General features: G+C 36.1%; 22 protein-coding genes, 1 pseudogene and 1 riboswitch. Of the genes and pseudogenes, 16 read left to right on the top strand and 7 right to left on the bottom strand.

Annotated features, from left to right (window positions below; translation table 11 throughout):
- Window positions 1-95: 95 nt before the first annotated feature.
- From J0J36_RS10595 to J0J36_RS07735, 4 genes are all read left to right on the top strand, one after another.
- Entirely contained in the window at window positions 96-308 is a 213-nt protein-coding gene (locus J0J36_RS10595) for a hypothetical protein (protein WP_225666599.1), read from the top strand.
- A gap of 8 nt (window positions 309-316) precedes the next feature.
- A complete protein-coding gene (locus J0J36_RS07745; RefSeq protein ID WP_242520606.1) occupies window positions 317-1,072 on the top strand; it encodes an NADPH:quinone reductase in 756 nt (251 codons plus the stop codon).
- Between the two features lie 125 nt (window positions 1,073-1,197).
- Window positions 1,198-1,653 carry a MarR family winged helix-turn-helix transcriptional regulator gene (locus J0J36_RS07740; protein WP_153925321.1) on the top strand — a complete coding sequence of 152 codons (456 nt, stop codon included), beginning with the start codon at window positions 1,198-1,200 and terminating at the stop codon, window positions 1,651-1,653.
- A complete protein-coding gene (locus J0J36_RS07735; RefSeq protein WP_003134250.1) occupies window positions 1,643-2,263 on the top strand; it encodes a hypothetical protein in 621 nt (206 codons plus the stop codon). The genes J0J36_RS07740 and J0J36_RS07735 overlap by 11 nt, the downstream gene beginning before the upstream one ends.
- A 25-nt stretch (window positions 2,264-2,288) precedes the next feature.
- On the opposite strand, the gene J0J36_RS07730 is transcribed toward J0J36_RS07735, so the two are convergent.
- Window positions 2,289-2,804, bottom strand: coding sequence for a MepB family protein (locus tag J0J36_RS07730; RefSeq protein ID WP_003134251.1), 516 nt, complete (start codon window positions 2,802-2,804; stop codon window positions 2,289-2,291).
- A gap of 144 nt (window positions 2,805-2,948) precedes the next feature.
- Here J0J36_RS07730 and J0J36_RS07725 point away from each other — a divergent pair, with 144 nt between their 5' ends.
- Together J0J36_RS07725 and J0J36_RS07720 are read left to right on the top strand one after the other, a co-directional pair.
- Window positions 2,949-3,371: a MarR family winged helix-turn-helix transcriptional regulator gene (locus J0J36_RS07725; RefSeq protein ID WP_017370986.1), complete on the top strand. Its 423-nt coding sequence runs from the start codon at window positions 2,949-2,951 to the stop codon at window positions 3,369-3,371.
- A gap of 1 nt (window position 3,372) precedes the next feature.
- Window positions 3,373-4,011, top strand: coding sequence for a nitroreductase family protein (locus tag J0J36_RS07720; RefSeq protein WP_017370985.1), 639 nt, complete (start codon window positions 3,373-3,375; stop codon window positions 4,009-4,011).
- Window positions 4,012-4,068: 57 nt separating this feature from the next.
- Here J0J36_RS07720 and J0J36_RS10590 read toward each other — a convergent pair whose 3' ends face one another.
- From J0J36_RS10590 to J0J36_RS07700, 5 genes and pseudogenes are all read right to left on the bottom strand, one after another.
- Complete coding sequence (locus tag J0J36_RS10590; RefSeq protein ID WP_046401215.1) at window positions 4,069-4,755, bottom strand: B3/4 domain-containing protein; 687 nt, start codon at window positions 4,753-4,755, stop codon at window positions 4,069-4,071.
- Window positions 4,756-4,833: 78 nt separating this feature from the next.
- A pseudogene (locus J0J36_RS10585) lies at window positions 4,834-5,253 on the bottom strand (GNAT family N-acetyltransferase); the annotation flags it as partial.
- Window positions 5,254-5,291: 38 nt separating this feature from the next.
- Complete coding sequence (locus J0J36_RS07710) at window positions 5,292-5,747, bottom strand: MarR family winged helix-turn-helix transcriptional regulator (RefSeq protein ID WP_034999696.1); 456 nt, start codon at window positions 5,745-5,747, stop codon at window positions 5,292-5,294.
- An 88-nt stretch (window positions 5,748-5,835) separates the two neighbouring features.
- On the bottom strand, window positions 5,836-6,492 hold the full coding sequence (locus tag J0J36_RS07705) for a CPBP family intramembrane glutamic endopeptidase (RefSeq protein WP_153925318.1): 657 nt from the start codon (window positions 6,490-6,492) through the stop codon (window positions 5,836-5,838).
- Window positions 6,493-6,609: 117 nt separating this feature from the next.
- Window positions 6,610-7,176 carry a tryptophan transporter gene (locus tag J0J36_RS07700; protein ID WP_003134253.1) on the bottom strand — a complete coding sequence of 189 codons (567 nt, stop codon included), beginning with the start codon at window positions 7,174-7,176 and terminating at the stop codon, window positions 6,610-6,612.
- A 493-nt stretch (window positions 7,177-7,669) separates the two neighbouring features.
- Here J0J36_RS07700 and J0J36_RS07695 point away from each other — a divergent pair, with 493 nt between their 5' ends.
- From J0J36_RS07695 to J0J36_RS07685, 3 genes are all read left to right on the top strand, one after another.
- Window positions 7,670-8,494, top strand: a complete 825-nt coding sequence (locus J0J36_RS07695; RefSeq protein ID WP_003134254.1) for an Rgg/GadR/MutR family transcriptional regulator — start codon at window positions 7,670-7,672, stop codon at window positions 8,492-8,494.
- A 144-nt stretch (window positions 8,495-8,638) separates the two neighbouring features.
- Window positions 8,639-10,150, top strand: a complete 1,512-nt coding sequence (gene gadC / locus J0J36_RS07690; protein WP_017370980.1) for a glutamate:gamma-aminobutyrate antiporter — start codon at window positions 8,639-8,641, stop codon at window positions 10,148-10,150.
- A 21-nt stretch (window positions 10,151-10,171) separates the two neighbouring features.
- Window positions 10,172-11,572 carry a glutamate decarboxylase gene (locus J0J36_RS07685; protein WP_153925315.1) on the top strand — a complete coding sequence of 467 codons (1,401 nt, stop codon included), beginning with the start codon at window positions 10,172-10,174 and terminating at the stop codon, window positions 11,570-11,572.
- Window positions 11,573-11,725: 153 nt separating this feature from the next.
- On the opposite strand, the gene J0J36_RS07680 is transcribed toward J0J36_RS07685, so the two are convergent.
- Window positions 11,726-12,889 carry a pyridoxal phosphate-dependent aminotransferase gene (locus J0J36_RS07680; protein ID WP_003134259.1) on the bottom strand — a complete coding sequence of 388 codons (1,164 nt, stop codon included), beginning with the start codon at window positions 12,887-12,889 and terminating at the stop codon, window positions 11,726-11,728.
- A gap of 265 nt (window positions 12,890-13,154) precedes the next feature.
- Window positions 13,155-13,327, top strand: a riboswitch (Lysine riboswitch).
- A 366-nt stretch (window positions 13,328-13,693) separates the two neighbouring features.
- Between J0J36_RS07680 and J0J36_RS07675 the strand changes: the two genes are divergently transcribed.
- The 7 genes from J0J36_RS07675 to J0J36_RS07645 all read left to right on the top strand — a co-directional run bounded on the left by J0J36_RS07675 (window position 13,694) and on the right by J0J36_RS07645 (window position 21,159).
- Window positions 13,694-14,971, top strand: a complete 1,278-nt coding sequence (locus J0J36_RS07675) for a diaminopimelate decarboxylase (protein ID WP_153925312.1) — start codon at window positions 13,694-13,696, stop codon at window positions 14,969-14,971.
- A gap of 197 nt (window positions 14,972-15,168) precedes the next feature.
- Window positions 15,169-16,032 (top strand): 4-hydroxy-tetrahydrodipicolinate synthase, encoded by an 864-nt coding sequence (gene dapA / locus J0J36_RS07670; RefSeq protein ID WP_003134262.1) that lies wholly within the window; start codon window positions 15,169-15,171, stop codon window positions 16,030-16,032.
- Window positions 16,032-16,742: a 4-hydroxy-tetrahydrodipicolinate reductase gene (gene dapB / locus J0J36_RS07665; RefSeq protein WP_003134265.1), complete on the top strand. Its 711-nt coding sequence runs from the start codon at window positions 16,032-16,034 to the stop codon at window positions 16,740-16,742. The genes dapA and dapB overlap by 1 nt, the downstream gene beginning before the upstream one ends.
- A gap of 93 nt (window positions 16,743-16,835) precedes the next feature.
- Window positions 16,836-17,534 carry a 2,3,4,5-tetrahydropyridine-2,6-dicarboxylate N-acetyltransferase gene (gene dapD, locus J0J36_RS07660; protein ID WP_003134267.1) on the top strand — a complete coding sequence of 233 codons (699 nt, stop codon included), beginning with the start codon at window positions 16,836-16,838 and terminating at the stop codon, window positions 17,532-17,534.
- Window positions 17,535-17,699: 165 nt separating this feature from the next.
- Window positions 17,700-18,692, top strand: coding sequence for an aspartate-semialdehyde dehydrogenase (locus J0J36_RS07655; RefSeq protein ID WP_017370978.1), 993 nt, complete (start codon window positions 17,700-17,702; stop codon window positions 18,690-18,692).
- The gene (locus J0J36_RS07650; RefSeq protein ID WP_003134269.1) at window positions 18,689-20,002 is read left to right on the top strand and encodes an aspartate kinase; all 1,314 of its coding nucleotides are present in this window, start codon (window positions 18,689-18,691) and stop codon (window positions 20,000-20,002) included. The genes J0J36_RS07655 and J0J36_RS07650 overlap by 4 nt, the downstream gene beginning before the upstream one ends.
- A gap of 23 nt (window positions 20,003-20,025) precedes the next feature.
- Window positions 20,026-21,159 carry an N-acetyldiaminopimelate deacetylase gene (locus J0J36_RS07645; RefSeq protein ID WP_003134271.1) on the top strand — a complete coding sequence of 378 codons (1,134 nt, stop codon included), beginning with the start codon at window positions 20,026-20,028 and terminating at the stop codon, window positions 21,157-21,159.
- Window positions 21,160-21,455: the final 296 nt, after the last annotated feature.

Genomic DNA, 21,455 nt, shown 5'->3' with positions numbered 1-21,455 from the left:
AGTATCTAAGGCACCTCGGAGTACCTACTATACAAATAGTAAATCTTGCTATATAATGAGTGCTATAGAAACCTGTAATTCATAAGGAGAAAAATATGAAGGCAATAGAAGTATCTGAATTTGGTAACAGTAACGTTCTTAAGTATAAAGAGCTTAAAGACCCAGTTATGAAAGATGATGAGATTTATGTCAGCCTCAAAGCTGCAGCGGTCAACCCAGTTGAAACCTATGTGCGCCAAGGAACATACGCGCAACTGCCTTCGCTCCCTTATATCCCAAAGATGGATCTGGGATTGTCAAAGCTGTAGGTGCACAAGTGAAAAACTTTAAGGTAGGTGATCGTGTCTTTGTGACTGTAGAGAGTGATGCTCAGTTTGGAACATATGCGCAAGCAATAACATGCAAGGCCACAGAAGCGACCTTACTCCCAGAAATTATGACTTATAGTCAAGGTGCAGCACTAGGATCGAGCGGCTTAACCGCCCTTTATGCCCTTAAGCAAAAAGCGGGCCTTAAGTCTGGAGAATATATACTTATACATGGTGCAACTGGAGGAGTGGGGACACTTGTCCTTCAATTTGCCAAGCTGTATGGTGCCAAGGTTATTGCAACAGCAGGTTCTGAAAAGGGCCTTGAGATATTGAAAAAGCTTGGTGCAGACTATGTCTTTAACCATCATGCTGAAGGATATATCGAGAGAATACCGGACTTGACAAAGGATCATGGTCTTGATGTGATTATCGAAATGCTTGCAAATGTTAATTTACAGAAAGACTTAGATGCTAGTGGCAACAACGGGCGAATTGTTATTATTGGTAATCGAGGGGAAGTAACCATTAATCCTCGTGTCTTGATGATGAAAGGGGCACATATCACAGGTCTAATGTTGGCAAATATCACACCAGAAGAAGTGGAGGAAAACACACACTTGTTACTGCAAGGTTTAAGTGAGGGTGTTAAAACTGTCGTTGATAAAGTATTCCCACTCGAGCAAGCTGCGACAGCGCAAGATTATATCATGGAAAACAAAGGAAGTTTGGGTAAAATCATTCTTGATACGGCAGCTGAATGATCTGAATAGATGAAAATAAAAAGGCAGGTTTTAATCTGCCTTTTTATTTTAGAAAAGCCTTGACTTTAGTGCGGAATCGTACTATAATGAAATGGTACGACTTCGCACTAAAAAGGAGCGGTTAAATGAAATATCGAGAAATAATGACACAATTTAGCACAGCGCTTGGCAAACTTGATATGACTTACGCGCTTGTGGCGCATGAATATAATCTGACTTTTAATGGACTAATGATGCTCTATATTATCGATGAAAGTGATACTGTCACCCAAAAAGAAATAAGTGAAATCTTATTTTTGCCGAAATCAACAGTACATAGCTTACTTTTGAAATTGCAAAAACAAGATATTCTTCAACTCACTAAAGGAAAAAATGAAAAGGAAAAATTTATCGTTTTCACTCCAAATGGAAGAAAAGTTTTTGAGGAGATTCAAGAGCAAACAGATATCTTTGAAACACAAGTTATAGAAGAATTCGGCTTGAAGAACACACAAGTATTTTTGGAGCAAACGAAAACTTTTACCGAAAGCTTGCTCGAAAAAGCACAGAGAGTTATGGAGGATAAAAAAGATGAAAATTGAAATAAGAGCATTTGATCCAAAGGATTATCAAAAAGCAATCCAGTTTGCTGTTAAAGGGATGAGCTTTGATAGGTACAGTAATAATAAAACCATCATCAATATGTATGCCAAAAATTTTCTATATTTTGAGCTGTCAAAAGCTACGCAAGCTATTGCTGCCTATGTTGATGGTGAAATGGTGGGCTTATTGCTCGCAGAGATATATGGAGAACCTAAACTGAAACAAACGTTTGGCCAAAAAGCTTACATGAAGACTTTTAACTTTTTGCGGTCCTTTTCTAAAAACAAAGGCTTAGACACTTATGAAGCTACGAATAAAGAATTATTACGGTCGTATAAAAGTGAAGCATCACCTGAGGGCGAAATTTTGTATTTGGCTGCTGATCCCGAGAAAAAAATCAAAGGTGTAGGTACCGCTTTAATCAATGAACTCACGGCGCGGGAAGCTGGAAAAGAAATATTCCTCTTCACAGATACGGGCTGTACTTATCAATTCTATGAATACAAGGGTTTTCATATGGCCGGAGCTCGAGATATTCAACTTGATTTTGGTCAAAATCGAATCGATTTAACTGCAATGCTTTTTAGTAAAAAGTTAGCGCAGCAATAAACAATAAAAAACCGTAAGCTCAAAACTACGGTTTTTTATTGTTTATGGATGTAGAAGAAAAATACAATTGGGCTAATTTTTCTTTTTGGATAATATTAGTAGTATCAATGAAATAATCGCATTGCCATTTTTGGGCAGCCTGCGCGGTTTTGTTGAGTGAATTTTCCCAGGATGGGTAAAAACGCAAAGCCATTTTTCCAGTAATTCCCTTGTGTTTTAAAATCTTTTTTTCTCGAAGAACGCTCTTGGGAATGATAAACTGGCCACTCAAGGGTCCATCAATGACTGAAATGACAAGTTTATCGGGAAAAGCTTCAAAACTAAAGGGGATATTTTTGTTGTTGGTGTCCTTTTCCCAAAATGCTACAAAATATCCTTGTTTTTTAGGAGTTTTTTTAGCGCGACGACTTCGAAAAGATAGTCCATCTGCTTGAAAACAAAAACCTTCGTATTCAGAATTATAAGTATCTTTTGTAGGTATACTTGGAGATAAGCCTAAATCATTCAAAAGGGTCGTTATATAGGTCAGCGAATTATACATGGTTTAAGTTTACCACAAGTAAGAGAGAAAAAATCAAAGCTACTTATTTTGACACAGCAGCAATCAAAATAGTTTACAAAAAAATAGGAATGTAGTATCATTGACTAGTCAATGATTGACCGGTCAATTTAAAAAGGGGGACAAATGAACCTTAGACAAATGAGTCAGCTCTTTTACAAGCTAAAACTAGCGAATCAAGAGATGACAACGAAGTTTGAAAAAGAAACTGGCTTTAGTATAACCCGTTATGAGCTTATGATGTTTTTGAAGGAAAACGGTCAATGTTCTCAAGGGCAATTACAGAATGAGTTAAAAATAGACAGTGCAGCTATTACAAGGCATCTAAAATTGCTCGAAGCAAAAGGTTATGTTACCCGTGAGAGAAATAAACAAAACAATCGCGAAGTTTTTGTTAAAATCACGGATAGCTCAAAAGAGGCTTTGGAACGTTGTGAAAGAAACTATAATAACTCTTCTGAGAAAAGTTTAGAGCTAGCACTCACAGCTCAAGAAGAAGACGTACTTCTTGAGCTGCTCACAAAGTTATTGGGACATAAAGGAGAATAAAATGTCAACTCGTATTGTAAATAATGATTTTTCAGAAATCACATTTGGAAGAAAATCCGTGCGTGTTTATGATGAAACTTATAAAATTTCACATGAAGAAATGCTTGAAATGATCCAAGAAGCAACAACAGCACCATCATCTGTAAATATGCAACCTTGGCGTTTTGTTGTTGTTGAAAGTGATGAAGAAAAAGAAAAATTAAAACCTTTAATTCGTTTTAATACCCGTCAAAATGAAACTTCTTCGGCTATGGTTCTTATTTTTGGGGATCTTCTCTGTTATGAATTAGGGGAAGAAATTTATAACCAAGCTGTAGAAGAAGGCAAGATGCCAGCAGAAGTACGTGATCAACAGTTAGAAGCGATTATTCCTTACTACCAAAGCTTTAGTAAAGAAGAAATGAATGATGTTGTCAAAATTGATTCAAGCTTAGCTGCAATGCAATTTATGCTCATCGCACGCGCTCATGGTTACGAAACAAATCCTATCGGCGGATTCGAGGCAGACCAATTGGCAGAAGCTTTTGGTTTGGACGAAAACCGTTACGTGCCAGTAATGATTTTATCTGTCGGCAAAGACAAAGAAGCAGGATATGAATCTGTAAGATTAGCGGCTGAAAAAATCACAGAATTTAAATAACAAAAAGATGCTAGATTATCTAGCACTTTTTTATTATTATTTATCTTTCTTTCTTTCTTACTTATTGTTGATAATTTGAATTTCTCCCTCAACACCAAGAATATCCTTAATTTTAGCCTGTAACTCTTGGATAGCCTCTAGTGCACGTTCTTGTTGAGAAGGGGTTACTGCTTCAATCACCAAGATGGCGTTTGTAGTTTCTTCTGTCAACATGGTACGTTGGGCTTCACGCCAATTCAAAGAGCGACAGATCGCACCATCAAGGTCATAATATATAATTTCTTGCGCAAGAGCTGGCTCACTCTTTTGCGCCCCCAGAGGATAAAAATCTTCACCCCCCTTGGCTAAGCCTAAATGTAAATCGCCGTTGATTTTATCTAAGTCCTCACCGCCACAAGGTACACCATAACGAAGAGAAATACTATTATAGATATCCACAAGTGGGTTGATTGGTTCTAACTCTTTGCCCTGAGCCACTCTTTTTAAAAGAGCTTCAATAGAAGAGCGTGCACCTTTTTTCTTCTTAAACTGTGTAAAAATATCACGCCATTCGGAGATGACAAAGTTTTCTTTAAAATCATCTTCAACTAAAAATTTTTCAGACTCTTTAAATGCCTCCTTTAGAAGCTCTTGGTAGGGGCCTAAATCATGAACATGATTGTCAATATTGTTTACAACTAAGGTATAGAGTTGAGCTTCTGGAAAAAGTTCCCAAAAGTTTTTATCCACAGTAACAGTTTGCATAGTAGTTCTCCTTATTTCTTTTTTCATGATTAAATCTGTTTGCGTTAAAGTCCCTAAATGAAAATGACGTGACCCACATTCCACATAGCCTTGATTTTTATAAAAACTATAAGCATTAGGATTGTGCTCCCAGACACTGAGCCAGATATATTCCTTGTGTGTGCGCTGTGCTTCTTCGAAAGCAAAATCTAATAAATGTTTTCCTAAGCCTAAGTGCTGGTGAGACTTTCTAACATATAGTCTTTCCACTTCAAGAGCCTCAGCTAAAGTAGAGTGTTCTGGAAGAGTTGCATTTTTCCACTTGATATAACCTGCGAGACAACCATCTTGGAAAATAAAATAGAAACTATTGTTAGAGTCATTGAATTCTTTGGTTAATTGTTGAGGATTAAAAGCCTTTTCTAAATAAAGCTCTAAATCTTCTGGTGGATTTTGTTCTCCAAAAGTTTCAGCGAAGGTTTCTATACTTAAGTCTTGTAAGACCTGTAGATCCTGCATAGTAACGCGGGAAATTCTAATATTCACACCAACTCCTTTTAGTAGATTCGTTTCTTTCCTTTTTTAACATCGATCCAGTTATCCACGATATTTTGACTGATTTTTCCGAGTAAATTCTCTACTTGAGTAATCTCCTGTGCATTAAGACCGGATAAGGCAACTTGAGTAGAATAGTGAAGCTCTCTGTTTAAGATAGGGTAAACTTCTTTGCCATGAGAAGTAACATATAATAGTTTATTTTTTTTGTTTCCAGTATCTTCAACTTTTTTTATAAGTTTTTTTTCTACCAATTGATTGATAGCACGACTTGCTGTACTCTTATCGACACATAAAAGTTCAGAAATTTGTTGTTGATTAATTCCAGGATTTTCAAAAATACGACTGAGGTAGAGGTATTGTCCTTTTGCAAGTTTCAGCTCCTTGAATTCAATATTACTGATAGAATCTAAGGCGCGTGCTATAGTACCAATATCTCTTAAAATATTATTTTGAATAGTATTTCTCCTTTCATGGAAGAGGATGTATTGATTATAAAATAAAATAGTTGCGTTTGCAACTATTTGGTTATATATAATAAATACCTTAACTTAATAAGCCTAAAATATTATTCAACATATGAAGACAAATAACAAAAATTAAGGAACGATGAGAGCTTAAATAAGCTAAAGCTAAAAGCATTGCTCCAGGTGCATAGAGGACAAAATCCATAGGTTGCTGCATATGCATAACGGTGAATAAACCAGTAGAAACAAGGACTGCAATTAGTGTTCCTGTATAATTTGAGAGTCTATTAAGGAAGATATGGCGAAAGATAATCTCTTCAATGATGGGTCCTAAAACACCAAGAATAAGGATGGTGAAGAATAAAGGGATTTGCTTACTCATTTCAGAGAGAGCAGCTTGATTTTCAGGGTTTAATCCCTTTCCATAAATACCTTGAGCCAGAGATTCCACCAAAAGTATCGCTGCCATCCATAAGGGGAGGCTTAAAATTTTCCATAAGGAATGCTCCTTAAAATAGCCAAAACTTTCTCTTAATTCTTTTCGGAAGAGAATAAGTGCTGTCAGTGCAGAGACTGTTATACCAACTGCGAAGTTTAAAAAATCAGATTCTACCCAATTTGTCTGAGCTAACTCAGATAGAAAGAGTAAGGGGATCATTCCAAGTGGGAAGGGGACAAATAAAATATATATAGTTAATATAATGAATTCTCTTTTATTATCACGTAAAAAATTCAAAAGTATAGACCTCCTTGTTTGAATTGGCGATTCGCCTCAGATATTTTAACATAGCATAAAGTCTATACCAATTAAATTGTTTATGTTTTTATAGAGAGAAGTCTTTTTCATATCTCATTAAGAAACGGCGAAAAGATATTTTCCTTTGGAAAGTGTTGAAACAAGTTTGTAGAGCAAAATTCCCAGGAAATAATTGACAAATGCCGTAGAAAAAATCGTAATTAAAAGAACAGGAAGGCCCATTTTAAAGACAACCATAAGCTCCGAAATGTGAAGTAAAGTTCCCAAAAGATATACAGCAAAAACATACACGCAACCACTTATCAATGTGGCGAGGAAATAGATTACCCCTATTTTAGCTAAAAATAATTTGGGAGAAATTCTTAGGACTAACCTATATAAGAGTAAGCATGCCAAGGCTGACAGGGTACGGTCAAAAGCAGCTGGCAGCTGGAAAATCGGATTACCACCAAGAATCATGGAAGTAAGGATAACAAGACCGCTTGCCAAGAAAACTTGTTTGAGTGTAGGTTTAATCATTATACAGAGGAATAAAAAGGCCAAGGAAAAGTCCGGGCGAATAATTCCAGCGATACTGGGAGTGATAATATTCAAAATTTGACCAAGTATAATGAAGATTGGAGTAAGTGTAATAGTATTTGATGATTTGTTTTTTTGATTCATAAAAGTTCCTCTTTCTAGTTTTTAATGAGAAGGCAGAGTACTTTCTATAACACAAAAAAAGCATAGAAACTTCTATGCTTTAATCATCCAATTTGAGCATAGATACAGGTTTTAGAAAGTACACTAAAATTTGTATCTATGGTTTTCTTCAGTTAGAAGCCATACATACACCTGTATCTTTGCCAAAGTTGAGTAGAATAACAGTTGATCATTGGTTGTACAGCTCCTTTCGTTTTTATTAGGAGTAATAATATCATTTTCTAAGAAAACTGTCAATGCTTTGAACTCACAGAGATAAATTAATTTCGCCATATAGAGATTTAAAAGGAAGTTTTTTGAACATAAAAACCTATGCCTGATAGCCTTAATTGAGTATATATTTGACGACCAACTTGTAAATGAGTTATAATTTCACGTGCATATTTTTTTAGGCATAAATGTAATTATTGTTATTTATCATAACGTTAAAAACAAAATTAGGAGGTCATTAACTGTGTATAAAAAATATGGAGATTGTTTTAAAAAGTTAAGGAACCAAAAGAATTTGGGACTCTCATATTTTAGTAAGATTGGAATAAATAGAGCAAATTTATCTCGATTTGAAAGAGGGCAAAGTATGATGAGTTTTGAGCGCGTTGACTTGATGTTAGAAGAGATGCAAGTCCCCTTAGCAGAGTACGAATTAATTGTAAATAACTTTATGCCCAATTATCAAGATTTTTTCTTGTTGGAACTAGAAGAAGCGGACTTTAGTCAAGATCTAAATAAAATTCAAAAGTTATATCTTGAGGCGCGTGAAGCAGGAAAACATATGTTGTCACTTGCTGCAAAAACTCGACTTGAAAATATAAGTCCCCTGGAAGTGAGAGAGATTGAAAATTATCTTTGTAATGTTAAAGAATGGGGCTATTTTGAGCTCACATTATTTTATTTTGTCTCAGATCATATTGATATTGATCAGCTGGAAAATCTTCTGGCCAATTTTGACAAAAGGTGTGAAAAATATTGTCGATTATTAAAGTACAGACGAAGATTATTACAGATTGCGTATCAAAGTGCGGCTATTTTTGCAGCGCATGGGGAAAGAAGTGAAGCTGAAAATATATTAGAAATTACCAAAAAATATCGGGAAATGGGAGTGGATTTATATGCTGAAGTTTTAAGGCATCTGGCAACAGGAATTGTTATTTTTAACTTTGAAGATAAGGATTTAGGACGTAAAAAAATTAATTGTGCTCTGGGAGCTTTGGAGGAATTTGGAGGTTTACGATTGAAAGAATTTTATCAAAGAAGGTTGGAAAAGTTTTTAAAAAATTAATCTCTGTATCTGTTGCTTTAAAGCAACAGATACAGAGAGTTTTTTTATTTTTAAGAGAATATACTTGATATAGAAAGGAGATGAAAACTAGATTTGGGCAACAATTATTTTGAAAATTGTTGCCCCATATTTTAAGGAAGTATGATGAATCAAAAAAAATTAACATTATTCGGATTCTTTGCTTTAACTGCTTCAATGGTTTTGACCGTATATGAGTATCCGACCTTTGCCACTTCTAAATTGCACTTAGTTTTCTTTTTACTACTAGGCGGAATACTATGGTTTTTACCAGTTGCCCTATGTGCTGCAGAAATGTCCACAGTTGAAGGGTGGAAAAATGGAGGCATTTTCAGCTGGGTGAGCCAAACTTTAGGAGAGCGTTTTGGATTTGCGGCAATTTTTTTCCAATGGTTTCAAATTACAGTTGGATTTGTAACAATGATATACTTTATCTTAGGAGCACTTTCATACGTATTAAATTTTGAAGCTTTAAACTCAGATCCACTCATTAAATTTATAGGCTTGCTGGTCATTTTTTGGGGACTGACTTTTTCACAATTAGGTGGGACTCAGCGCACTGCAAAATTAGTAAAAGCGGGATTTATAATCGGGATTGTAATTCCATCCATTATCTTATTTGTATTAGCAGTAGCTTATTTTGTAGGAGGAAATCCTATAGAAATCCCCATCAATAAGGCAGCTTTTATTCCAGATTTTTCACAGCTTTCAACATTGGTAGTTTTTGTTTCGTTTATTTTAGCTTATATGGGAGTTGAAGCTTCAGCTTCTCATATCAATGAGTTAGAAAATCCAAAAAGAAATTATCCTTTAGCAATGGTTTTATTAGTAATATTAGCTATTTCTTTAGATGCCCTTGGGGGCTTTACAGTGGCTGCAGTAATACCTCAAAAAGAGTTATCTTTAAGCGCTGGTGTGATTCAGACTTTTCAAACGCTGATTTTACATTTTAATAACCACTTAAGTTGGTTGGTCAAAATAATTGCAATAATGATTGCGTTTGGAGTAATGGGAGAAGTAAGCTCATGGGTAGTTGGACCTTCTCGAGGAATGTTTGCAGCAGCGCAACGTGGATTACTTCCAAAATTTTTACGAAAAACGAATACCCATGATGTTCCCGTGCCTTTAGTTATGATTCAAGGTGTCATCGTGACTCTTTGGGGAGCGATTTTAACCTTTGGTGGTGGCGGCAATAACTTGTCCTTTTTGGTAGCAATTTCTTTGACTGTAGTTATCTATTTGGTTGGTTATCTACTATTTTTCTTAGGCTATTTCGTCTTAATCTACAAGAAAAAGAATTTAAAACGAACATATAATGTTCCAGGAAAAATGATAGGCAAATCAATTATTGCAGGAGTAGGGTTATTATTATCTCTGTTTGCTTTATTAATTTCTTTTGTCCCACCGGAATCAATTGCTCAAAGTGAGACACGAACTTATCAAATGATATTACTTATAAGCTTTGCTGTTACAGTAATCTTACCATTTGTTATTTATGAACTACATGATAAAAAGAGTCATGGATCTCTTGAAGAACCAATTCACTTCAAAGCAGGAGAAGTGAATCCAGCCGTTTATCCGGCAGCTCGAGGGGAGCATCATATTGTAAAGAATGAAGAACATATATTAAAACATTAAAGAAAATTGGAGGATGTAAATATGTTATATGGAAAAGAAAATCGTGATGAGGCAGAATTTTTAGAACCAATATTTGGCTCCGAAAGTGAACAAGTTGATTTGCCCAAATATAAATTAGGGAGAAAATCGATCGAACCTCGGGTAGCTTATCAATTAGTTCAAGATGAGATGCTAGATGAAGGGAATGCGCGGTTGAACTTAGCCACTTTTTGTCAAACATACATGGAACCTGAAGCAGTAAAACTAATGAGTCAAACTCTTGAGAAAAATGCAATAGATAAATCAGAATATCCAAGAACAACCGAAATCGAAAACCGTTGTGTAAATATGATTGCTGACCTTTGGAATGCAAGTGAAAACGAACAGTTTATGGGAACATCAACAATTGGTTCTTCAGAAGCTTGTATGTTGGGAGGAATGGCAATGAAATTCTCTTGGCGTAAACGAGCAGAAAAGTTAGGCTTGGACATTAATGCTAAAAAACCAAATCTCGTTATTTCTTCTGGGTATCAAGTTTGTTGGGAAAAATTCTGTGTATATTGGGATATTGAAATGCGTGAAGTACCGATGGACAAAAACCACATGTCAATTAATCTAGACAAGGTTATGGATTATGTTGATGAATATACTATTGGTATTGTGGGGATTATGGGGATTACGTATACAGGAAGATATGACGATATCAAGGCTCTTGATAAGTTAGTTGAAGAACACAACAAACGTACAGATTATAAAGTGTACATACACGTAGATGCTGCTTCAGGTGGACTTTATGCACCATTTGTTGAACCACATCTTAAGTGGGATTTTCAATTAAAAAATGTCATTTCCATCAATACATCAGGTCATAAGTACGGTCTCGTTTATCCTGGAGTAGGTTGGGTATTATGGCGTGATAAGAAATATTTACCAGAGGAGTTAATTTTTAAAGTAAGCTATCTTGGAGGAGAATTACCAACCATGGCTATTAACTTTTCTCATAGCGCGGCTCAGCTGATAGGACAATATTATAATTTTGTACGCTATGGTTTTGATGGATACAAAGCTATACATGAAAGAACGCATAAAGTAGCGATGTATTTAGCAAAATCAATTGAAAAAACAGGTTTATTTGAAATTGTAAATGATGGTTCACAACTTCCAATTGTATGCTATAAATTAAGAGAAGACAGAAATTGTGACTGGGATTTATACGACTTAGCCGATCGTTTATTAATGAAAGGATGGCAAGTGCCAGCCTATCCTTTACCAAAAAACTTAGAGGATAATATTATACAACGGATAGTAATTCGAGCGGATTTTGGAATGAATATGGCATACAATTACGTGCAAGATATGCAAGAAGCTATTGAATTTTTGAATAAGGCACATCTTAAATACCATAATAATCCTAAAAATAAAGTATATGGATTTACACATTAAAACAATCTCTTTTTTACAAGCCAAACCTATTTTCGTTAATTAATAACAAGAATGAATACATAACAAAAAAGACGAGAAAAATCTCGTCTTTTTTGAGAAGGTTTACATTAAAGCAAAGATAAACTCTGAGTATAGCACAACCATAATAGTAAGTTATTCCGAAAGATATTCTTTCAATCTCTCCATAGCAATCTTAATCACTTCCATTGAAGCTGCATAGGACAAACGGACATAACCTTCACCATATTGGCCAAAGGCTGAGCCTGGAATGAATGCTACATGTTTTTTCTTTGCAAAATCATATAAAAATTCAAAAGAATTGCTGTTATATTCTGCTGGAATTTTGGCAAAAATATAGAAAGCCCCGTCTGGCTTGATAATTTCAAAGCCAAGTTCAGTCATCTTCTCAATAATGTAATCCCGCCGTTTGAGGTATTCGGCTTTCATTAGCTCAGCATCATTTTTTCCTTTACTCAGAGCTTCAACTGCTGCCCATTGCGATTGTGTTGAGGCAGAAGTAACCAGATATTGGTGTGTTTTTACAAGCTGATCAATCAAGTATTTTTGTGCAAAAATCAGCCCCATTCGCCAACCCGTCATCGCATGTGATTTTGAAAGGCCATTAAGTACAAAAGTTTGATCACGTAAAAAGGTCGAAATAGAAGTATGTACATGTTGGCTATAGTTAATTTCAGAATAAACTTCGTCAGAAAGGACAAAAATTTCATGTTTTTTGATGATTTCAGCAAGTGTTTTAAGTTGGGCATGAGTGTAAGTTATGCCCGTTGGATTTGAAGGATAATTAAGGATGATAGCCTTGATATTCTCGGTTTCGTTCAATACTTGCTCAAGTTTTTCAGGAGTTAAGACAAATTTATCAGTTGTGGTATCAATCTCGACCAATTGACCGCCAGCTAAGCTTACTACAGGCGCATAACCTGAGTAAGCAGGTGCTGGGATTAGAACTTTATCGCCAGGTTCAATAATTGAAAGGAGACAAGTAGCAATCGCCTCTGTGACACCAACTGTGGTCAAAATTTCTGTTTCAGCATCGTAATGTAAATTGTATTTTTCAGCTACAAATTGACTGGCTGCATGACGGAGTTCAATCAGGCCACGCATGCCAGTATAATGACTTTCATCGGCATCAATCGCATCAATTGCAGCTTTTTTGATATGTTCAGGTGTCGGAAAATCTGGTTCACCAAGTGTTAATTTCAAAACATTCGGTATTTTGGAGATTTCCTGATCAAATTCACGAATTTTAGAAATTTCAATTTTTCCAAGATTAGTGTTAAATTTATTTGATAAATCCATACATAGCACCTCCGCAGGTCAATAGTTAAAGTTGGCTTCAAGCAAAAACTCCGTATATTCGTCGTTTTAAATTTGTATTATAGCATTTTATTTTAAAAATTCACAAAACAATGTTGCAAAATATTTTGGAGATTCGGAAGTTCAGATAAAAAATACACCTTGTAAACCTTGATTTAAAGCAGTTTTAAAGAAAAAAATAAGTCAATACTAAAAATTTGAAAAGTTTTCAATTGACAAACAATACTGAAAATATTATAATTGTGAAAAATAAATTAGAGGTAGCAATGCAAATGAGTACTACACGAGAGGAGGCATCCGACGACCGTGTACGAAAGGTAATCATTGCCGAACGTTAGCAACAGAGGTATCTGGCTAGCGTGGGGGTATAGGAAACACCTATACCACTCGGACTTGAATAAGTCTGGCGCTAAGTGATCGAACCGAATAATATAGAATTCTTTTTTAACTCTATTTTCATGACGACATAAAAGGCGCTTGTACTTACAAGTGCCTTTTGTTTTTATATGATGTGAGTTTGCAGGTTGAAGCGCGACAACGATAGAATAATGTTTTAGCGAGTCAACGAATAAGAAAAACTCTGCTTCTTACATCGAAACTCATTATATCAGTGGTCAAAGGGCACTGGAGACAGAGTTAAAGATTGAGATGGGAAAAAATATCATTTGGTAGACTAAAAGTAAAATCTTCCTTCTTTCAGTTACAATTTTTGACAACCCTCCAGAGCATTGAAATCACCGAAATCTTCAGATAAAGATTTGCATAGCAAGTCCACAGGAGTATGAAATGAAAGTACCATTTATTACTAAAAATCAATTAGATAAAATTACTGCAGAATTTCCGACACCATTTCATTTGTATGACGAGCACGGAATTCGTGAAAAAGCAAGGGCGCTAAACACAGCATTTTCTTGGAATAAAGGTTTCAAAGAATTCTTTGCGGTAAAAGCTACACCAACGCCTGCAATTTTGAAAATTTTGCAAGAAGAAGGCTGTGGAGCTGATTGCGCGAGCTATGTTGAACTTATACTGGCAAATAAATGTGGTTTTGATAAGTCTGAAATTATGTTTTCATCAAATGACACTCCAGCTGAAGAATTTTTATTAGCCAAAAAGCTAGGGGCTACGATTAATATTGATGCATACAACCATATTGAATTTTTATCCACATTGGCAGGATTTGAATTTCCCGAAACAATGAGCTTACGCTATAACCCTGGTGGAGTTTTTACAATGGGTACCAAAATTATGGATAATCCTGAAGAATCAAAATTTGGAATGACAAAAGCCCAACTAATTCAGGGAATTAGAGATTTGCAAAAGTTGGGTGTGAAGAAATTTGGAATGCATAGCTTTTTGGCTTCAAATACTGTGACAAATGAGTATTATCCAAAATTAGCACAGCAATTATTTGAATTAGCACTTGAAATTCGTGAAAAAACAGGCGTTTCTCTTGATTTTATAAATCTTTCTGGTGGTATCGGCGTTAATTATCGTCCAGATGAAGCTCCTAACGATATTGCTGTCATCGGCGAAGGAGTACATCGTGTTTATGATGAAGTTCTAACTGCCAATGGCCTAGGGGAAGTCAAAATTTATACGGAACTTGGACGCTTTATGTTGGCGCCTCATGGCTTACTGGTCACACGTGTCTTGCATAGAAAGCAAACATATCGGACGTATATTGGTGTGGATGCGAGCGCAGTTAATCTGATGAGACCAGCATTTTATGATGCTTATCATCAGATTACTGTTATAGGAAAGGAGGAAGATAAAGTGAAAGAAATTGTTGACGTGACTGGTTCATTATGTGAAAACAATGATAAATTTGCCAGGCAGCGCGAACTTCCTGTGATTGATGAGGGAGACCTATTAGTCATTCATGACACAGGTGCGCATGGTTTTTCGATGGGATATCAGTATAATGCAAAATTACGAAGTTCCGAATTATTGCTTCAGCAAGATGGGAGCACGCGTATGATTCGACGGGCAGAGCGACCTGAAGACTATTTTGCAACATTGGATGGCTTTGAGTTTGAAATCTTACCGGGAATTAGCTGGTGAACGCTTGTAAAAGCTTTTACTTCTAACTACTGATAAAATCATAAATAATATTTGGATACAAATTAAAGGAGTGGAGTAAAAACAAGGCGAAGAGGAGATGATTTTCAAGAGAAAGAAAATTATACGATGAGTAGTTTCCTTTTCTTCTATCGCAACACTCATCAAAGGTTTCTGAAATAAATCTACAGGAGAAAATAATGCTTAAAGGTTCAATTGTGGCGCTCATCACGCCCTTTAATGATGATAATTCTATAAATTTTGAAAAATTAGCTGAGCTGATTGAATTTCAGATTAGCCATGGAAGTGCGGCTATTTCTATTTTAGGCACAACAGGAGAAGCACCGACGATTAGCTTTGAGGAGAAAAAAGCAATCGTTGAGTTTGTAGTTAAACAGGTTGCTGGACGTATTCATATCAATGTTGGAGCAGGAAGTAATAACACAGCACAAGCAGTGGAATTTGCTCAAGCATTTGAAAAGTTAGGTGCGGATAGTTTGCTTGTGATTACCCCTTATTATAATAAAACCAATGAAACAGGGATGTTAAAGCATTTTACTAAGATTGCGGAGTCTGTCGATATTCCGATTATCATGTACAATGCACCAGGTAGAACAGGAGTGAATCTTTCTGTTGAAGCCGTAGAAGTATTGGCGAAACACCCGAATATTACAGGCTTAAAAGAAGCATCAGGCGATATTGCCTATGTGGAAAAAATTAGCCGCTATCTTTCTAATAATTTTGCATTATATAGTGGTAATGACGATATGATAGTTCCATGCCTGAGTTTAGGCGCTTCGGGTGTAATCAGTGTTTGGGCTAACTTCATGCCAGATGTAGTTAAGGAGTTAATCGAAACTTTTGCGACCAACCCAGCTCATTCTTTGAGTCTGCAACAAAAATATTTGAACTTGATTGACAGCTTATTTATAGAAGCAAATCCAATTCCGGTCAAATTTGTGATGAATCAACTCGGTTATAATGTCGGTTCTGTTCGGTTGCCACTTGACGAGCCATCCGAAACGGCAAAAATTCAACTTCTTAAAGAATTGGAGATTTTATAATGAAAGTTTTACAAATTGGAACAGGTACAATGGGCGGGCTGCTTGCGGCAGAGCTAGAAAAAGAGCATGAATTAACAGTCGTATCCTTAACAAAGGATATTCCAGAAGAAAAATTCGATGTGATCATTGATTTTTCACACCCTGAGAATCTCAATAATCTTGCTAAATATCTAGAAAAGCATCCAACAGCCACAGTTATTGCCACAACAGGCTTTGACGACATACAAAAGGTAACAATTGATCACCTTTCTGAAAAAATGCCTGTATTATTTAGTGGCAATTTTAGTATTGGAGTTATCTTGATGAATCGTTTAGTCAAAGAAATGACCTATATTTTATCGGACAGTTTTGATATTGAAATCATTGAAAAACATCATAATAAAAAAATAGATGCACCATCTGGTACGGCAAAGATGTTGCTTGACAGTATCAATGAAACATTGGACTATAAAGTTGTTCATGGACGTTCAGGTATAAAGCCACGTGAGAAGAAAGAGATTGGAGTACATGCTGTTCGAGGGGGGACAATCGTTGGTGAACATGAAGTAATATTTGCAGGAAGGGACGAACTTCTTACGATTAAGCATGAAGCTCTTTCGAAAATGATTTTTGTAAAAGGGGCGATCACAGGGATGAATTGGCTTATTCATCAAGAAAGTGGGATGTATTCAATGGAGGAAGTTCTTTTTGGAAAAGACGGAGTGAATTAAGTCCTATTTTTATAGAAGAGAAACAATAAAATAAATTTTGGATATTCCTTAAAAAACTTAGTTTTTATAGGATTACTCACAAGAAGGAGATTTATGGAAGTACAAAAAATTTCGGCTCAAGAAATTATTCAATATATTGGAAATGCTGAGAAAAAAACAACAGTTAAAGTAACTTTTGAAGGTCAATTGACAGGTCAAATATCAAAAGAAATCATCAAAATCAGCAATACTTTGTTTGGGGATTGGAGTTTGATTCAACCGCTTTTGGCTGACATGACTGAAAATAAAGATTATATTGTGGAGCTTGATAGCCGCAATTCAGCTGTACCCTTGCTTGATATTCGCGATGTCAATGGACGTATCGAGCCAGGCGCAATTATCCGTGAACATGTCGTAATTGGTGATCATGCAGTAATCATGATGGGAGCAATTATTAATATAGGTGCTGAAATTGGGGCTGGTACAATGATTGATATGGGTGCTGTTCTAGGAGGACGTGCAACAGTTGGTAAAAATTCCCATATTGGTGCAGGCGCAGTACTTGCTGGAGTTATTGAACCAGCTTCATCTGTGCCTGTGCGTATTGGGGATAATGTACTTGTGGGTGCAAATGCAGTGGTTATTGAAGGTGTACAAGTTGGTTCAGGTTCAGTTGTTGCGGCCGGTGCTATTGTGACACAAGATGTTCCTGAAAATGTAGTTGTTGCTGGTGTGCCAGCCCGTATTATCAAGAAAATTGATGCCCAAACACAGCAAAAAACTGCACTGGAAGAAGCGTTGAGAAATTTGTAAAATTGCCATAAGGATAGACTATTTATCAACATACATGATGCTTCGTACGCTATTAATAAATGGAGTATATCGTCCATGCACTTCAAATAGCACCAAAGTTATTTAACTTTAGAGTGTACGAACTTTATCTTCGAGTATCTTATATCCAAAGAAGAAAGGATAAAAATGAAAAAATATAATATATGTGTTGTGGGTGCAACTGGACTTGTTGGTCGTACTTTTCTCGATATTTTAGAACAAAGAAATTTCCCAATTAAAAATTTGAAATTATTAGCCTCAAGTCGTTCAGCAGGTTCAGTTTTGTCTTTTGCGGGTCAAGAATACGTAGTTGAAGAATTAACGGCTGATTCATTTAATGGTTATGATATTGCCCTTTTTAGTGCTGGCGGAGATACTTCTGAACATTTTGCCCCAATTGCACGAGAAAAAGGGTTGGTTGTCATTGATAACTCATCAGTTTGGCGTGAAAAACCTGAAATTGGCCTGGTTGTCCCAGAAATTAACATCCAAGATACGCAAATGAATAAAATCATTGCCAATCCTAACTGTTCAACGATTCAATCTGTTTTACCGCTTTATGCTTTGGAGAAAGCCTTTGGTATTTTACAAGTGAACTATACAACTTTCCAAGCAGTAAGTGGAAGCGGACAGAGAGGTCGTGACGATTTACTTCGGACACGTCAAGGCAAAGCACCAGAATTTTATCCATATAATATCTCTGAAACAGCCCTTCCTGAAATTGATGTTTTCTTTGAAAATGGATATACCAAAGAAGAGATGAAAATGGTCAATGAAACACGTAAAATCTTACATAAGCCAGAGTTGGCTGTTTCAGCAACTTGTGTACGTGTTCCAGTAATAAACAGTCACGGTGTGAGTATCCAGGTAATATTGGATCAGCCTTTCACGCTTAGCGAAGTTCGTGAGGTTTTTTCAAACCAAGAAGGTATAACTCTTATCGATAACCCTAAAAATCATGAATATCCAGTTTCAACAATCGCAAATGGTAATGATAATGTTTATGTTGGACGTATTCGTGAAGATTTGGCGCAAGCAAACAGTTTACTCTTTTACTGCGTAGCTGATAATATCCGTAAAGGCGCAGCATTAAATGCAATTCAAATTGCGGAACATATGATCCAGGAGAATTTAATTTGACATTAACTATTGCAAAATTTGGCGGTTCATCCTTATCTACAGAAAGCCAATTTCAAAAAGTAAAAAATATTGTCAGCCAAGATGAAACGAAAAAAATTGTCGTTGTTTCAGCGATTGGACGTAAAAATCCATCTGATGATAAGGTTACCGACTTGCTCTATCTCATTGCGGCTCATGTGAAACACGGTGTTTCTTACCAAGCACTTTGGGATAATTTAGTCACTCGATTTGTTGCAGTCAAAGAAGAATTGCAGCTTAAATACGACATCTTATCACATTTAGAGAAACTTAAATGTGAGCTGGATTCGGGTCAATTTACAGAGGATTATCTGGTGAGTCGTGGCGAGTATTTTACAGCGCATCTAATGGCGGAATATCTGGGCTATCAATTTATTGATGCGGCTGAAGTAATTTCCTTTTCAGGTAACGGTCGTATCAATTTGGAAATGTCAAAACGTTTGTTGCAGGAACAATTCTCTGGAATTGAGAGAATTGTTCTCCCAGGATTTTACGGTGCTTTCCAAAATGGAAAAATCAAACTTTTGAGTCGTGGTGGTTCAGATATTTCAGGCGCAATTCTGGCAAGCTGTTTAGGTGCTGATAAATATGAAAACTGGACAGATGTATCAGGTGTAATGATGGCAGATCCGCGTATTATTAACAATCCAGCAACGATCAGTGAATTGACTTATGAAGAGTTGAGTGAATTGTCTTATATGGGGGCAAGTGTGCTGCATGCTGAGACGATTTATCCGATTCGTGAACTCAATATTCCTTTGCATATTAAAAATACGAATGCTCCAGACGCCGAAGGCACTTTGATTTTGGCAGAACACCGTACGCATACGACACAAGTTTCAGGAATTTCAGGCAGAAAAAACTATGTTTCGATTAATATTGTCAAAAATCAAATGGCAACAGAGGTTGGTTTTTTACAACGTACTTTGAAAATTTTTGATGATTATCATTTGAATATTGAACATCTCCCTACAGGTATCAATCAAATCGGAGTTATCGTCGAAATGGTTGAAGTAGAAGAGATTTTGCTTGATTTACTGGACCGCCTAAAAAAAGATTTGAAAGCAGATGATGTCACAGTCAAAGAAAATATTTCGCTTTTGACAGTTGTAGGTGAAGAAATTATACGCTCAGCAAAAGTTACGAACAAAATTTTTACAGCACTTGCTAAAGAAGATATTGATATTGAGCTTATTACACAAAGCCCGCGTGGAATCAATATCATTATCGGTGTTGCCAATAAGCATTATCAAAGGGCTTTAGTCGCCTTATATGAAGAATTGACAACCTAAAGGACTTAATAAGGAGGTGTAGAGTGCCTTTTACAAATGAAGAATTGCTTCAAATACGTCGGGAATTGCATGAAATTCCTGAGCTTGGTATGGCAGAGTTTGAAACACAGGCTTATCTATTAGATAAAATACGGCAAATGACCCAGGCAGTTAAGCATGTCAAAATTCGAACTTGGAAGACAGCCGTTCTGGTCAAAATAACAGGATTTGACTCAGACAAAATTATAGGCTGGCGTGCAGATATGGACGGGCTTCCAGTTAATGAAGAAACAAATTTAGAATGCAGTTCAAAGCACCAAGGAAGAATGCACGCTTGTGGACATGATATACACATGGCTGTAGCACTTGGTTTATTAAAAATTGCTATTGAAACGCCAAGTAAAAATGACCGTCTTTTTCTTTTTCAGCCCGCTGAAGAAAATCTCTCAGGCGCAAAACTTTTATATGAGGCAAACGTTTTTGCGGATTGGTTACCGGATGAGTTTTATGCACTTCATGTTCATCCAGAACTACCTGCTGGACAACTAGCAACGAATAATCACACTTTATTTGCAGGAACTTGTGAGGTTAGTATTAAGTTTACTGGAAAAGGAGGCCACGCAGCGTTCCCCCAGAATAGTAATGATATGGTAGTTGCTGTGAGTCATTTTGTAACGCAAGTGCAGACAATCATCTCGCGAAATGTTGGGCCAATGGAAAATGCTGTTGTGACTTTTGGCAAGATGCGTGCTGGAATGACTAATAACGTGATTGCCAAAGAAGCGGAAGTTCACGGAACAATTCGTACCTTGACGAAGGAAATGAACGAACTAACACAAAGACGTATCACACAAATCGCTGAAGGTATTGCGCAATCCTTTGACTGTCAAGCGGAAATTATACTAAAACAAGGAGGTTATCTCCCTGTTATTAATAATAAAAATCTTGCAGACCAACTGATGTCTTTTCTGAAAGAAAAGCCAACAGTTAATTTTTCAGAAATTTCCCCCTTGATGACAGGGGAGGACTTTGGATACTTATTAGATAAAGTACCTGGTGTGATGCTCTGGCTCGGTGTTCAATCAGATTATCCCTTACATCACGAAAAGATGTCTCCAAAAGAAGCAGCTATAATACCTGCAGTGGAAGCGCTCAGTGCCTGGCTAGATACTCGATAAATTCCTTTACAACTGTTGGTATTAAATTGGCACAATTGTACTTCAAATATGTAGTGATGCACCATGACCTCTTTAGTAGTGAGAAGTAATAACAAAAAAATATTTTAGTGGGCAAAAAGTGGGCAGAATAAAAATTGATAAATGTATAAAATAAAAAACCGTTATTTAACGGATTTTTATTATGTGTGTATAAAGTTAAGTCTCACTTTTTATATCATTATGTTATCGGAGACATTAGTGTTATACTAAGTTCGTTGTAGGTCGATGCTTATGTCAAAAATTTGTACTTTCCTACG

Source organism: Lactococcus sp. LG1074 (genome assembly GCF_017309525.1).
Classification (GTDB): Bacteria; Bacillota; Bacilli; order Lactobacillales; family Streptococcaceae; genus Lactococcus; species Lactococcus petauri.
This window is presented reverse-complemented; position numbering and strand designations above follow the sequence as displayed.

Coding starts and splice junctions, on each gene's coding strand:
- J0J36_RS10595 (WP_225666599.1), top strand. CDS start 96: ATGAAGGCAATAGAAGTATCTGAATTTGGTAACAGTAACGTTCTTAAG.
- J0J36_RS07740 (WP_153925321.1), top strand. CDS start 1,198: ATGAAATATCGAGAAATAATGACACAATTTAGCACAGCGCTTGGCAAA.
- J0J36_RS07735 (WP_003134250.1), top strand. CDS start 1,643: ATGAAAATTGAAATAAGAGCATTTGATCCAAAGGATTATCAAAAAGCA.
- J0J36_RS07730 (WP_003134251.1), bottom strand. CDS start 2,804: ATGTATAATTCGCTGACCTATATAACGACCCTTTTGAATGATTTAGGC.
- J0J36_RS07725 (WP_017370986.1), top strand. CDS start 2,949: ATGAACCTTAGACAAATGAGTCAGCTCTTTTACAAGCTAAAACTAGCG.
- J0J36_RS07720 (WP_017370985.1), top strand. CDS start 3,373: ATGTCAACTCGTATTGTAAATAATGATTTTTCAGAAATCACATTTGGA.
- J0J36_RS10590 (WP_046401215.1), bottom strand. CDS start 4,755: ATGCAAACTGTTACTGTGGATAAAAACTTTTGGGAACTTTTTCCAGAA.
- J0J36_RS07700 (WP_003134253.1), bottom strand. CDS start 7,176: ATGAATCAAAAAAACAAATCATCAAATACTATTACACTTACTCCAATC.
- gadC (WP_017370980.1), top strand. CDS start 8,639: ATGAATCAAAAAAAATTAACATTATTCGGATTCTTTGCTTTAACTGCT.
- J0J36_RS07685 (WP_153925315.1), top strand. CDS start 10,172: ATGTTATATGGAAAAGAAAATCGTGATGAGGCAGAATTTTTAGAACCA.
- J0J36_RS07680 (WP_003134259.1), bottom strand. CDS start 12,889: ATGGATTTATCAAATAAATTTAACACTAATCTTGGAAAAATTGAAATT.
- J0J36_RS07675 (WP_153925312.1), top strand. CDS start 13,694: ATGAAAGTACCATTTATTACTAAAAATCAATTAGATAAAATTACTGCA.
- dapA (WP_003134262.1), top strand. CDS start 15,169: ATGCTTAAAGGTTCAATTGTGGCGCTCATCACGCCCTTTAATGATGAT.
- dapB (WP_003134265.1), top strand. CDS start 16,032: ATGAAAGTTTTACAAATTGGAACAGGTACAATGGGCGGGCTGCTTGCG.
- dapD (WP_003134267.1), top strand. CDS start 16,836: ATGGAAGTACAAAAAATTTCGGCTCAAGAAATTATTCAATATATTGGA.
- J0J36_RS07655 (WP_017370978.1), top strand. CDS start 17,700: ATGAAAAAATATAATATATGTGTTGTGGGTGCAACTGGACTTGTTGGT.